The organism is Kaistia adipata DSM 17808 (assembly GCF_000423225.1).
GTDB lineage: Bacteria > Pseudomonadota > Alphaproteobacteria > Rhizobiales > Kaistiaceae > Kaistia > Kaistia adipata.
Genome location: NZ_KE383991.1, coordinates 709,428 through 721,901, shown reverse-complemented (window position 1 = coordinate 721,901; position 12,474 = coordinate 709,428). Strand labels below are relative to the sequence as shown.

General features: G+C 67.9%; 11 protein-coding genes. 7 read left to right on the top strand and 4 right to left on the bottom strand.

What is annotated here, in order from left to right:
- Nucleotides 1-97: 97 nt before the first annotated feature.
- Entirely contained in the window at nt 98-637 is a 540-nt protein-coding gene (gene ilvN / locus G539_RS0116315) for an acetolactate synthase small subunit (protein WP_029076140.1), read from the top strand.
- Between the two features lie 303 nt (nt 638-940).
- The gene (locus G539_RS0116310) at nt 941-2,455 is read left to right on the top strand and encodes an ATP-binding cassette domain-containing protein (RefSeq protein ID WP_029076139.1); all 1,515 of its coding nucleotides are present in this window, start codon (nt 941-943) and stop codon (nt 2,453-2,455) included.
- Between the two features lie 81 nt (nt 2,456-2,536).
- Here G539_RS0116310 and G539_RS0116305 read toward each other — a convergent pair whose 3' ends face one another.
- Nucleotides 2,537-3,577 (bottom strand): LLM class flavin-dependent oxidoreductase, encoded by a 1,041-nt coding sequence (locus tag G539_RS0116305; protein ID WP_029076138.1) that lies wholly within the window; start codon nt 3,575-3,577, stop codon nt 2,537-2,539.
- Between the two features lie 280 nt (nt 3,578-3,857).
- On the opposite strand from G539_RS0116305, the gene G539_RS0116300 reads away from it, so the two are divergent.
- Nucleotides 3,858-4,544, top strand: a complete 687-nt coding sequence (locus G539_RS0116300) for a TetR/AcrR family transcriptional regulator (RefSeq protein WP_029076137.1) — start codon at nt 3,858-3,860, stop codon at nt 4,542-4,544.
- A gap of 13 nt (nt 4,545-4,557) precedes the next feature.
- Complete coding sequence (gene ilvC, locus G539_RS0116295; protein ID WP_029076136.1) at nt 4,558-5,577, top strand: ketol-acid reductoisomerase; 1,020 nt, start codon at nt 4,558-4,560, stop codon at nt 5,575-5,577.
- Nucleotides 5,578-5,732: 155 nt separating this feature from the next.
- Here ilvC and G539_RS25150 read toward each other — a convergent pair whose 3' ends face one another.
- Nucleotides 5,733-6,101 carry a BA14K family protein gene (locus tag G539_RS25150; protein ID WP_156912004.1) on the bottom strand — a complete coding sequence of 123 codons (369 nt, stop codon included), beginning with the start codon at nt 6,099-6,101 and terminating at the stop codon, nt 5,733-5,735.
- Nucleotides 6,102-6,495: 394 nt separating this feature from the next.
- On the opposite strand from G539_RS25150, the gene G539_RS0116285 reads away from it, so the two are divergent.
- Nucleotides 6,496-7,521 (top strand): hydroxyacid dehydrogenase, encoded by a 1,026-nt coding sequence (locus tag G539_RS0116285; RefSeq protein WP_029076135.1) that lies wholly within the window; start codon nt 6,496-6,498, stop codon nt 7,519-7,521.
- Nucleotides 7,522-7,584: 63 nt separating this feature from the next.
- On the opposite strand, the gene G539_RS0116280 is transcribed toward G539_RS0116285, so the two are convergent.
- A complete protein-coding gene (locus G539_RS0116280) occupies nt 7,585-7,953 on the bottom strand; it encodes a BA14K family protein (protein WP_029076134.1) in 369 nt (122 codons plus the stop codon).
- Between the two features lie 191 nt (nt 7,954-8,144).
- Between G539_RS0116280 and G539_RS0116275 the strand changes: the two genes are divergently transcribed.
- Nucleotides 8,145-9,053 (top strand): PhzF family phenazine biosynthesis protein, encoded by a 909-nt coding sequence (locus G539_RS0116275; protein ID WP_029076133.1) that lies wholly within the window; start codon nt 8,145-8,147, stop codon nt 9,051-9,053.
- Between the two features lie 260 nt (nt 9,054-9,313).
- Here the strand turns inward: G539_RS0116275 and G539_RS25145 are convergent, their stop codons facing one another.
- A complete protein-coding gene (locus G539_RS25145; protein WP_051231525.1) occupies nt 9,314-10,402 on the bottom strand; it encodes a glycosyltransferase family protein in 1,089 nt (362 codons plus the stop codon).
- Nucleotides 10,403-10,794: 392 nt separating this feature from the next.
- Here G539_RS25145 and G539_RS0116265 point away from each other — a divergent pair, with 392 nt between their 5' ends.
- A complete protein-coding gene (locus tag G539_RS0116265) occupies nt 10,795-12,363 on the top strand; it encodes a 2-isopropylmalate synthase (RefSeq protein ID WP_029076132.1) in 1,569 nt (522 codons plus the stop codon).
- Nucleotides 12,364-12,474 lie beyond the last annotated feature (111 nt).

Sequence of the window (12,474 nt, the reverse complement as noted above, 5' to 3'; positions counted from 1 at the left end):
GCCGAGGACCGTCACGGCCGGATGGATCCCCGCTTTCGCGGGGATGACGGCGAGCGTTCGTTAGAAGCGGATGGCGACCGAATTTTTGGAGAAGAAAATGCAGCCCGGATCCGTCTACGCGATCAAGGAAGGCAAGGATAAGACCGAGCAGCACACGCTTTCGGTGCTCGTCGACAACGAACCGGGCGTCCTAGCCCGCGTCATCGGCCTGTTCTCGGGGCGCGGCTACAACATCGAGAGCCTGACCGTCTCGGAGACCGAGCACGAGAAGCACCGCTCGCGAATTACCGTCGTCACCACCGGCTCGGCCCAGGTGATCGAGCAGATCAAGGCGCAGCTCGAGCGCATGGTGCCGGTGCACCGGGTCATCGACCTGACGGTGACCGGCAAGGCGATCGAGCGCGAGCTGCTGCTGATCAAGGTGCGCGGCGCCGGCGACGACCGGGTCGAGGCGCTGCGCCTCGCCGACGCCTTCCGCGCCCGCGTCATCGACGCGACGACGGAGAGCTTCGTGTTCGAGCTGACCGGCCGCACCGACAAGCTCGACCAGTTCATCCTGCTGATGCAGCCGCTCGGCCTGGTGGAAGTCTCGCGCACCGGCGTCGCCGCGATCACGCGCGGCCCGGCCGCGACCTGAGCGCGGCTGGCATTGCCGAAATGAAGAGGGGCCGGATCGCAGGATCCGGCCTTTCTGCTTTTGGCGGGCCTGTTGCCCGCGCGGATGGCCTTGTCGCCGCAATGTCGGGTTGATACGATCCTTGCTCACGGGTTCAACAGAGAAGGGGAAGCCGGTGTCGCATCGCCGCTTCCATGACAGGACCCGAGGGCCTGTCTTCGCCCCGCGCCTTATCCCGCGGGGCTGACAAGGGAACGCATCGTCGTCTCGTCGTCAGCCTTTTCGGCACGCTCCGTCGTGCCTGTCTGACCTCATGAGACCCAGATGTCCCTTCTCGCCGTCAAAGCCCTCTCGCTCACGCGCACCCATTCTCTTTTCACCGGCCTCAGCTTTTCCGTCGCCAAGGGCGACCGGCTCGGCCTCGTCGCCGCCAATGGCCGCGGGAAATCCTCGCTGCTTCGCATCCTGGCCGGCGCGGAGGAGGCGACGGGCGGAACCGTGACGCGGATGCGGGGGCTCGTCGTCGCCTTTGCCCCGCAGGAGCCGCCCGAACGCCTGCTGCCGCTCAGCCTGCACGACGCCGTGCGCGATGCGCTGGCCCCGGAAGTCGCCGAGACCGAGAGCTGGCGGGTGGATGTCCTTCTCGATGACCTCGCCGTCGACGAGGCCATTCGAGGTCGCGCGGTGCGAAACCTGTCCGGCGGCTGGCAGCGGACCATGCTGCTTGCGAGGGCGGCCGTGGTCGAGCCCGATTTGCTGCTCCTCGACGAGCCGACCAACCATCTCGATATCGGCCGGATCGGCGTGCTGGAGCGGTTTCTCGCCGGCCTGCCGCGCGACTGCGCCGTCGTCGCGGCGAGCCATGACCGCGCCTTCCTCGACGACGTGACCAACCGCACGCTGTTCCTGCGCCCCGAGGAAAGCGAGGATTTTTCCCTCGCCTATGCTCGCGCCCGCCTGGCCTTGGACGAGCGCGACGCGGCGCGGGACCGGCAGTATGAGAACGACATGCGCAAGGTCCGGGCGCTGCGGCAGCAGGCGGCCAAGCTCAAGAATATCGGCATCAACAGCGGTTCCGACCTGCTGGTGGTCAAGACCCGGCAGCTTTCCGAGCGAGCCGACCAGCTGGAGGAGCGGGCGCGCCCCGCGCATCAGGAGCGTTCGGCCGGCTCGATCCGCCTGAGCAACAGCGGCACGCACGCCAGGGCGCTGGTGACGATCGACGACGCCGAGATCGCGACGCCTGACGGAAGGCTGCTGTTTCGCACGGGCCGGCTCTGGATCGAGAAGGGCGACCGGGTCGCGCTGCTCGGCGCCAACGGAACCGGCAAGACGCGATTGGTCGAAAGGCTGCAGGCGGCGCTGGGCGGGGACGATCCGAAGATCCGCGGCGCGGCGAGCCTCGAGCTCGGCCATTCCGATCAGGCGTTGTCGCAGCTCGACGGGTTTCGGACGCCCTGGGATGCCGTGAAGCGGAGCAGCGCCCTGACCGACCCGCAGGCGCGGGCCCAGCTCGCCGGGGCGGGGATCGACATCGACGCCCAGCTCGCACCGCTCGTCCGGCTTTCGGGCGGGCAGCGGGCCAGGCTCGCGATGCTGCTATTGCGGCTGGCTCGCCCCAATTTCTATCTGCTGGACGAACCGACCAACCACCTCGATATCGACGGGCAGGACATGCTCGAGGGCGAGCTGATCGAGCACGGCGCCGCCTGTCTTCTCGTCAGCCATGACCGGGCCTTTGTCCAGGCCGTGGCGACGCGGGTCTGGGTGATCCAAGGCAAGAAGCTGGTCGAGGTCGACGACGCGGCCTCTGTCTTCGGCCGGCTTATGGCCGGCTAGGCGAGCGGAGCCCTCGCTTGCCGAAGTTTCCGTGCCGAAGTTCCCGACCTCTCCTTGAGGGGAGAGGTCGGGGGAGACGCCTCAGGCGACTTCCAGTTCCGCCCGCGACCAACCGATGGCTGGGGCGATGTGGTCGGCGATTGTCTTCAGCATCTTGGCGTTGAACTCGACGCCGAGCTGGTTGGGCACGGTCAGGAGCAGCGTGTCGGCATCGCGCACGGCCTGGTCCTTGGCGAGTTCGGCGGCGATCATGTCGGGATCGCCGACATAGCTCTTGCCGAAGCGGGCAATGCTGTTGTCGAGATAGCCGACCTGATCCTGGTCCGAGCCGTCGCGCGCGCCGAAATACCGCCGGTCCGTGTCATCGGTGATCGGCAGCACGCTGCGCGAGACCGAGACGCGGGGCTGGTGTTTCCAGCCCGCCTTGGCCCAGGCCTCGCGGAACACCTGGATCTGTTCGGCCTGCAGCTCGCTGAACGGCACGCCGGTGTCTTCCAAGAGCAGTGTCGAGCTCATCAGGTTCATGCCCTGTTCGGCCGTCCAGATGGCGGTCTTGCGCGAGGCGGCGCCCCACCAGATGCGCTCCGGCAGGCCCGGCGACTGCGGCTGGATCGCCAGCTTGCCGACCATGCCGGTCATCTTGGTGTCGGCCTTGGCGATGCCGACGCCGCGGATCGCGAGCCGGAACATCTCGGTGTGCACGCGCGCGAGATCGGCGCCGGTGAGATCCTCGCCGGAATCATAGCCGAAGGCCTCCCAGCCACGCTCCGCCGGTTCGGGCGAGCCGCGGCTGATGCCGAGCTGCAGCCTGCCATTGCCGATCAGGTCGGTCGCGGCGGCTTCCTCGGCCATGTAGAGCGGGTTCTCGTAGCGCATGTCGACGACGCCGGTGCCGAACTCGATCCGCTTGGTGCGCGCCGCGATCGCCGCGAGCAGCGGGAAGGGGGAGGCAGCCTGGCGGGCGAAATGATGGACGCGGAAGAACGCGCCGTCGATGCCGATCTCCTCGGCCGCGACGGCGAGATCGATCGCCTGCAGCAGTGAATCCTGCGCCGTGCGGGCGAGCGAGCCGGGCGCCGCCTGATAGTGGCCGAAGGACAGGAAACCGATCTTCTTCTTCACGGGACTTCTCCATTGGGGCGCAACAGGGGCGCGCCGCTTTGGCAACCAAGATAGGCGTTGGCCGCCGATTTGCCATGCCTGGCCCGGTGTCGGTCCACCTCCGGCGGCGATGCTTTCGGTTTCCAGTGTTTCAACCGGCCGGCGGCTTGACCGGCTCCGATGCTTCCGATATTGCATCGGAACCGTACCGTACGGTACGCTGCACTGCAGCATGGCGCGCCGCATCGCGACGCCGGCAGCCGGTGCGACGCAGCCGCCCGTAGACGAGAGACCGCTCCGCTTGGCTTCCACCGAAATCATCGCAACCGGCAACGAGGCCTACACGCCGCGCCAGAACGCCGTTCTGGAAAGCGCGCTCGGCCTGCTGGTCGAGGGCGGCGAGCGGGCGCTGACGACGGCCGGCGTGGCGCGCGCCGCCAACTGCTCCAAGGAAAGCCTCTACAAGTGGTTCGGCGACCGCGACGGGTTGCTCGCGGCGATGATCACCTTCCAGTCGAGCAAGGTGAAGGCCGAGGCCGCCGGGCCGGGCGCAAATGGCCGCGCGGCGCTGCGGTCGCGGCTCGAGGGAATCGCCGTCAGCCTGCTCAAGGTGCTCGCGGGCGACGTTTCGCTCGCCCTGAACCGGCTGGCGATCGGCCAGGCGCGGCGCGGCGAGGCCGATCTCGGCCTGCTGTTGCGCGAGCATGGCCGCAAGCCGATCGAGACGCGGCTCTCGGCGCTGCTGGAGAGCGGCCGGCGGGAAGGGCTGCTTGACTTCGCCGACACGCGCGAGGCCTATCGCACGCTGTACGGCCTGATCGTGCGCGACATGCATGTGCGCCTGCTGCTCGGCGACAGCCTCGACGGCGAGGCGCCGGCCGCACGCGCGGCGCAGGCGATTGACGAATTCTTCCGGCTCCATGGCCGGGAAGAAGATACCGGACCGGCCCGTGAGAGGACCGGCGCGGGAAACGAACGGACGGGATAGAAAGGACACCCCAATGCGCGTTTATTACGATCGCGATGCCGATCTCAACCTGATCAAGTCCAAGAAGGTCGCGATCATCGGTTACGGCTCGCAGGGCCGCGCCCATGCGCTGAACCTCAAGGATTCGGGCGCCAAGGACGTCGTCATCGCCCTGCGTTCCGGCTCGGCGACGGTCAAGAAGGCAGAGGCCGACGGCTTCAAGGTCATGACGGTCGCGGAAGCCGCCGCCTGGGCCGACCTGATGATGATGGCCGCTCCGGACGAGCTGCAGGCCGACATCTACAAGGACGAGATCGCCGCCAACATCCGTGACGGCGCCGCGATCGCCTTCGCGCACGGCCTCAACGTCCATTTCGGCCTGATCGAGCCGAAGAAGACCGTCGACGTCGTCATGATCGCCCCGAAGGGCCCGGGCCACACCGTCCGCGGCGAGTACCAGAAGGGCGGCGGCGTGCCGTGCCTGGTCGCCATCTCGCAGGACGCCTCGGGCAATGCGCTCGACCTCGCTCTGTCCTACGCCTGCGGCGTCGGCGGCGGCCGTTCGGGCATCATCGAGACGACCTTCAAGGAAGAGTGCGAGACCGACCTGTTCGGCGAGCAGGCTGTCCTCTGCGGCGGTCTGGTCGAGCTGATCCGCGCCGGCTTCGAGACGCTGGTCGAGGCCGGCTACGCGCCGGAAATGGCCTATTTCGAGTGCCTGCACGAAGTGAAGCTGATCGTCGACCTCATCTATGAGGGCGGCATCGCCAACATGAACTACTCGATCTCGAACACCGCCGAGTGGGGCGAGTACGTCACGGGTCCGCGCATCGTCACCGCCGAGACCAAGGCCGAGATGAAGCGCGTCCTCACCGACATCCAGACCGGCAAGTTCACGTCCGACTGGATGCAGGAATACCGCGCCGGCGCCGCTCGCTTCAAGGCGATCCGTCGCAACAACGACGCGCACCAGATCGAGGAAGTCGGCGCCAAGCTGCGCGAGATGATGCCCTGGATCGGCAAGAACAAGCTGGTCGACAAGGCCCGCAACTAATTCGTCTGGCGGATGCCCCGCCGCTCGTCCGTCCGCGGGCGGGCCGGCGGGGCGCTCCGCCGCCGAGCCATAAAAAGAGCCCCGCGGGAGCGATCCCGCGGGGCTTTTCCGTTAGCGCTGCGTTACCGGGGCGTTAGCCCCGGGCACCGGCCGGCTCAGTACGAGCCGCGGCAGCGATATTCGTAGCCGTCCCGGCCGATATAGGTGTCGGTGTTCGGGTTGTAGCTGCGGTAGCGGTCGAGGCAGTATTCGACATGGTTGCGCCAGGCGACGCCGCGCGGCGGGGGGACCTCGTAGCCGTCGTCGTAATAGCGCGGCTGCGAGGCGATCGCGCCGATGCCGAGGCCGAGCAGCGTGCCGGCAGCGAGACCGCCGATCACCGCGCCGCTATTGTCATTGTGATAGTGATAGTGCCGGGCCGGCGGGCCGCCGCGCCAGCGATCCGCCGAGGCCGTCGTCGCGGTTGCCGTGACGGCCATGACGCCAAGAATGCCGGCGAGTGCCGCCTTAGCAAAGCTTCTCACGATGAAGCCTCCTGTTTCCGAAATCAGATGTTCGGAATATCCCGGGGCATCGGGGCGAAACTATGACTGCATCGTCTGCCGGCATGGTTGCAAATCTACATGCCTTGTCGGATGCGTTGCTTCATTAACCAAATAGAAACCAAGACTACACGTTGCGCGACGGGGCGGTCTCTACCGATGAGCGAGGGGCGGTCGCCGGGGCGGGGCCGGGACCTGCCGGACCTCCCTTCCTGAAGGTTCGCGCCCGGGGGCGGGTGGTCCGAGCCGTCCGCCGCCTGGTGGAGCGCCGAGGCGGGCCGATTTGTCGTCGCGCCGCGCTTTCTTGGCGCGAACCGGTATCCACTTCGCGCGAAAACGCTCTAGGCTGTCGCCAACCATAACGAGGGGAAACGCCTTGAGCGAAGGTATCATCCTGGTCGATCCGCTGCCGCGGACGCTCGACCTGATCATGGAGCCCGACGTCCGCGCCCGGCTCGAGAAGCTGGGACGGCTGGTCATCTCCGAGGAAGCGCCGATGTCGGACGCCGAGGTCGACGCGCTCCTGCCGGAGACCGTCATGATCTTCGGCCAGACGGCGCTGCCGCGCGAGCGGCTCGACCGGGCGAAGAAGCTGAAGGCGGTCATCAATGTCGAGACCAACTTCCTGCCCAATATCGACTATCAGGCCTGCCAGGAGCGCGGCATCTGGGTGCTGACGCCGGGCTCGGCCTTCGCCGCGCCGGTCGCGGAGGCCGCTCTCGGCATGGCGATCGACCTCGCCCGCGGCATCACCGCGGCCGACCGGGCGTTCCGCGCTGGCACAGAGGAATACGGTCTCGCCGCCAACACCGAGACGTTCCGCTTCGCCGGCGCGCCGGTCGGCATCATCGGGCTCGGCGATCTCGGCCGGAATTTGCGCGAGCTGATCCGGCCGTTCAGAAATCCGGTCAAGGTGTTCGATCCCTGGCTGCCCGACGAGATCATCGAGCGGCATGACTGCCAGCCGGCCGCGCTCGACGACCTGCTCGCCACCAGCCAGGTCGTCTTCGTCTTCGCCGCCGTGACGGGCGAGAACCAAGGCTTTCTCGGCGCCCGCGAATTCGCGCTGATGAAGAAGGGCGCCGCCTTCCTGCTGATGAGCCGCGCGGCGGTGGTCGATTTCCCGGCCATGCTCGACGCGGTCCGCTCCGGCCATATCCGCGCCGCGACCGACGTCTTCCCCGAGGAGCCGGTGCCGGCCGATGACCCGGTGCGTCAGATCGAGGGGCTCTTGCTTTCCGCCCATCGGACGGGCGGAACGACCGACGCGCTGTTCTCGATCGGCCGCATGGCGGTCGCGGATGCCGAGCTGATCCTGCGTGGCCTGCCGCCGCAGCTCTGCCGCCGCGCCGATCCGGCGCTGGCGAGCCGCCTGCGCTCGAAGCCGGTCAGCGTGACCTGAAACGCGAAGGGCCCGCCGGATGACGGCGGGCCCCTTTCGACCTGAGTTGGAGGACTGGCGTCCTCAATACGAGCCGCGGCAGCGATAGGCGTAGCCGTCATGGCCGACATAGGTGTCGGTGCGCTCGTCATAGGAACGATAATTGTCGTAGCACCAGTCGACATGCGCCTGCCAGCTGGCGCGGGCGACGCGGCGCGGCGGCGGGGCGCGATAGCCGTCGTCATAGGCCGGGGCGGCATAGCGCGGCGGCGGGACCTCGTAGCCATCGTCATAGCGCGGCGCCGCGAGCAGGGCGCCGATGCCGAGGCCAACGGCCGCGCCGGCGGCGAGCGCCGCGTTGCGGCCGTTCTCGGCCGAGGCGGTCCCGGCCGTGCCGACGACCGCGGTGATGCCGATCAGGGCTGCCATGGCGGCCGTTGCGATCTTCTTCATGCTCGTCTCCTGAAGTGGAGTGGGGGGCTGTTGGGAGCCGTTCTAGGACCGCCCGGCTGAATGCCCGCTGAATGCGTCATTCATCAAACGCGCCTGCGTCCGGGGCTATGAACGCCGTCACAAGGATCCGCCCGACGCGGGCCGTGCTATGACTGGCGACGGTCCATCCCCTTCTGATCCGTGAGGCAGCCTTGTCCCGCCGCTACGCCCTTCTCGATGTCTTCGCCAACGCGCCGCTCGCCGGCAACCAGCTCGCCGTCGTGCTCGACAGCGAGGGGCTCGGAGACGACCGCATGCTGGCGATCGCGCGCGAGTTCAACCTCGCCGAAACGGTCTTCGTCCAACCGCCGGCGAAGCCTGGCCACAAGGCCAGCCTGCGCATCTTCTGCCCGGCCTACGAGATGCCGTTCGCCGGCCATCCGACCGTCGGCACGGCCGTGCTGCTGGCGCTCGAAGCCGCGGGCGGCGAGCCGAACAGCCAGGATTCGGTGTTCGTCGTCGAGGAGAAGGTCGGCGCCATCCGCTGCGCCGTCGCGCTGCAGTCGGCGAAGGCCGGCCACGCGATCTTCGACGTGCCGCGCCAGTCGACCCGCGTCGAGACGCCCGTCGACGACGACGCGCTCGCGGCCATGCTCGGCCTGCTGCCGTCGGAGACCGGGTTCGAGAATCATCGGCCTTCGGTCTATTCCGCCGGCGTGCCCTATCTCCTCATGCCGGTGCGCGATCTCGCCGCGATCGCCCGCGCCAGGCCGCTGGCCCAGCACTGGCAGGCGGCGATGCCGGCCGGCGTCGGCGCGGTCTATCTCTACACGCGCGAGACGCTGGCCCTCGGCCACCAGTTCCACGCCCGCATGTTCTGGCTCGGCGAGGCGATCATCGAGGACCCGGCGACCGGCTCGGCGGCGGCTGCCTTCGCCGGCGCCGTCGCCGCCTTCGACCAGCTTCCCGCCGGGACCCATCGCTTCGTCATGGAGCAAGGCTTCGAGATGCAGCGACCGAGCCTGATCCACCTCGAGGTCGACATCGAGGGCGGCGCGCTGCATGCGAGCCGCATCGGCGGAGACGCCGTGCTGGTCGCGCGCGGGACGCTGGATATGTAGGAAGCTCGGCCGCGACGCACTCGGCGTTGAGGGCGAGTTGTCGGTTCACGGGCCCTAGACCGTTCCGCACGCTCCCCCGTCATCCCTGCGCAAGCAGGGATCCATGCCGGAGCTCGCACGGGACCTGGCTTCGGGCGCGGTGAGGGCGCAGCCGCTCGCTTGGGTTCTCGGCGCGACAGGCTTCAGGCGCGGATGGGTGGATCCCTGCTTGCGCAGGGATGACGGGGAGGGTGTCGGGGACAGCGTCTGCCCCGGCCCGCTCACTCCGTCTCCGCCGGGCTGCCGTCCAGCTTCCGGCCCAGCACGGTCGCCACGACATATTCGATGCGGGCGCGCGCCGTGTGGTGCTCGAGCGTGTAGGCCCGCGCCGCCTTCGCCATCTCGGCCAGGTGGTCGGGCTCCTTGAGCGCGGCACGGACGGCGCGGGAGAGGCCGCCGGTCTCGACGGAGTAGTAGACGCAGTGCTCGCCTGCGCGGAACGGCCGGTGCTGCATTATGGTCGGGTAGTTCATCAGCGGCACGGTGCCGAGCTCGCTCGACTCGTAATGGCGGTAGCAGTCCCAGCCATAGCCGGCCGGCGACCAGGCGAGGCGGGCGGCGGCGAGGCGCTGGTGGAAGGTCTTGCGGTCGAGCGGCTTGTCCGGCACGTCGATGACGTAGCCCTCGTCGCGGAGCGCCAGCAGCTCCTTGATGCCGTCGGTGCGGACCGTGCTGTTCGGCCAGAGATCTCCGGCGAAGAAGACGTCCGAGGTCTTTTCGGTCGTCGGCTCGATGGTCGGCTGCGACGGATAGCCGAGATGGAAGGGGCGCAGCTTGGCCATGCGGCGCTGCGAGCTCTTCTGCGAGCGCCAGCGGCGGCCGGGCAGGTCCCAGTGGCTCGACTTGAAGAACACCTGCCAGCGGTCGGCGGTCAGTTCGCGCTTGAAATAGCTGTGGCAGCGCTCGATCAGGCCGAACTGGTGCGTGCCGATGCCGAAACTGTCGTTGATGTCGATGACGGCGACCGGGACGTCGTGGAAGCGATGCATCAGCCGCGCGGCGGCGATGGCGAACAGCGCCTTGGGCGCGCGGATGTGATAGTCGCGCAGCGCCGTCAGCCAGGTGCGCGGGTGCCAGGCCGGCAGCGGCGGGCCGTCGACGACGACGATGTCGTATTGTCCGGCGCGCAGCGCCTTTAGCGTGCGCAGGAAGGCGGAGGGGCCGAACAGCACGTTGGTCTTGCCGTAGGGCTTGCGGCCCGCCCAGAAAAAATCGGTCTGTTCCGGCGCGACCTGCTTGAACAGGCCCACATTGATCTCGAGGATGCGCAGCTTGCCGCCGCCTTTCGGCTGGTCGTGATCGACGGTCATGGGCGCCTCGGTTCTCTGGTGTCGGCGCTCTATAGCAATCCGGCGAAAGTTCGCGCAACCGAAACGGACGGCGCGATTGCCGCCTTGCGTGGAGCGCGAATCCTTTGCTAAAGGTCTGTTGGTCTGGCGCAGGCACCTGCCGCGCCGTTCGCGGACTTTAAGACGAGGGCGAGAGCGTGCAGCTCTTTTCGATCCATGGTGCCGATGAGCAGGTTGCGTTCGACGCGACCGGCCGCGCCATGTCCGCTCTCCTTGGTCTTCTTCTCCTTAGTCGCCCCTGAGCGTCGGCTGCCCCGTGACGGGCGGGCACTCAGGGGAATGAACGCGAAGACCTCCGCCATTCATGCCCTGAGCACCATTCGCGTGCCGGGCCGCCGACAAGGAAGACCAACATGACCGCGACCACGAATTCGTCCTCCGACAAGGACCGGATCGTCATTTTCGACACCACTTTGCGCGACGGCGAACAGTGCCCCGGCGCCTCGATGACCTTCGAGGAGAAGCTGGAAGTCGCCGAGCTGCTCGAGGAAATGGGCGTCGACATCATCGAGGCCGGCTTCCCGATCGCCAGCCAGGGCGACTTCGAGGCCGTGCACGAGATCGCCAAGCGCGCCGGTGACAATGTCACCATCGCCGGCCTCGCTCGCGCCATTTCGGGCGACATCGCCCGGGCCGGCGAAGCCGTCCGCGTCGCCAAGCGTTCGCGCATCCACACCTTCGTTTCGACCTCGCCGATCCATCTGGCGCACCAGATGCGCAAGACCGAGGAGCAGGTGCTCGACATCATCTCGACCACCGTCGCCCAGGCGCGCAATTTGGTCGAGGACGTCGAGTGGTCGGCGATGGACGCCACCCGCACCCCGATCGAATATCTGGTCCGTACCGTCGACGCCGCCATCAAGGCCGGCGCCACGACGATCAACCTGCCCGATACGGTCGGCTACGCCGTGCCGGAGGAATACGCGGCGATGTTCCGCGAGGTGATCGAGCGCGTGCCGGATTCCGACAAGGCGATCTTCTCGACCCATTGCCACAACGATTTGGGCCTCGCGGTCGCGAACTCGCTGGCCGGCATCGCCGGCGGCGCGCGCCAGATCGAGTGCACGATCAACGGCCTCGGCGAGCGCGCCGGCAACGCGGCGCTGGAAGAGATCGTCATGGCGATCCGCACCCGCCGCGACGTGATGCCCTACGACACGCGCATCGATGCCACCATGCTGACCCGCGCCTCGAAGCTGGTCTCGAACGTCTCGGCCTTCCCGGTCCAGTACAACAAGGCGATCGTCGGCCGGAACGCCTTCGCGCATGAGAGCGGCATCCACCAGGACGGCATGCTGAAGAACGCCGAGACCTACGAGATCATGACGCCGGAGAGCGTCGGCGTGAAGGCGACCTCGCTGGTCATGGGCAAGCATTCCGGCCGCCACGCCTTCCGCTCCAAGCTGAAGGAACTGGGCTACGAGGTCGGCGACAACCAGCTGGAAGACGCCTTCAAGCGCTTCAAGGATCTCGCCGACCGCAAGAAGCACGTCTATGACGAGGACATCGAGGCGCTGATCGGCGACGAGGTGGCGACCGCGGCCGAGTCGATCCGCCTGCTGTCGCTGACGGTCATCGCCGGCACCGGTGCCGCCGCCAAGGCGATCATCAGCCTCGACGTCGAAGGCGCGCACGTCACCAAGGAAGTCACCGGCAACGGCCCCGTCGACGCGATCTTCAACGCCATCAAGGCGATCGTGCCGCATGAGGCGAACCTGTCGCTCTACCAGGTGCACGCGGTCACCGAGGGCACCGACGCGCAGGCCGAGGTCTCGGTCCGCCTCGAGGAAGACGGCAAGTCGGTCACCGGCAAGGGCGCCGACCCGGACACCATGGTCGCCTCGGCCAAGGCGTATCTCTCGTCGCTGAACAAGCTGATGGTGAAGCGCCAGCGCCAGCACGCCCAGGCCGTCAACGCCTGATCGGGTTTTTGGCACTCTGAAATGCAAGCGGCCGCGTCGATGACGCGGCCGTTTTTGTTCGTGGGGGCGTCGGAGAGCTGGCCCGCGATCCGCTCCGCCCTCATCCTGAGT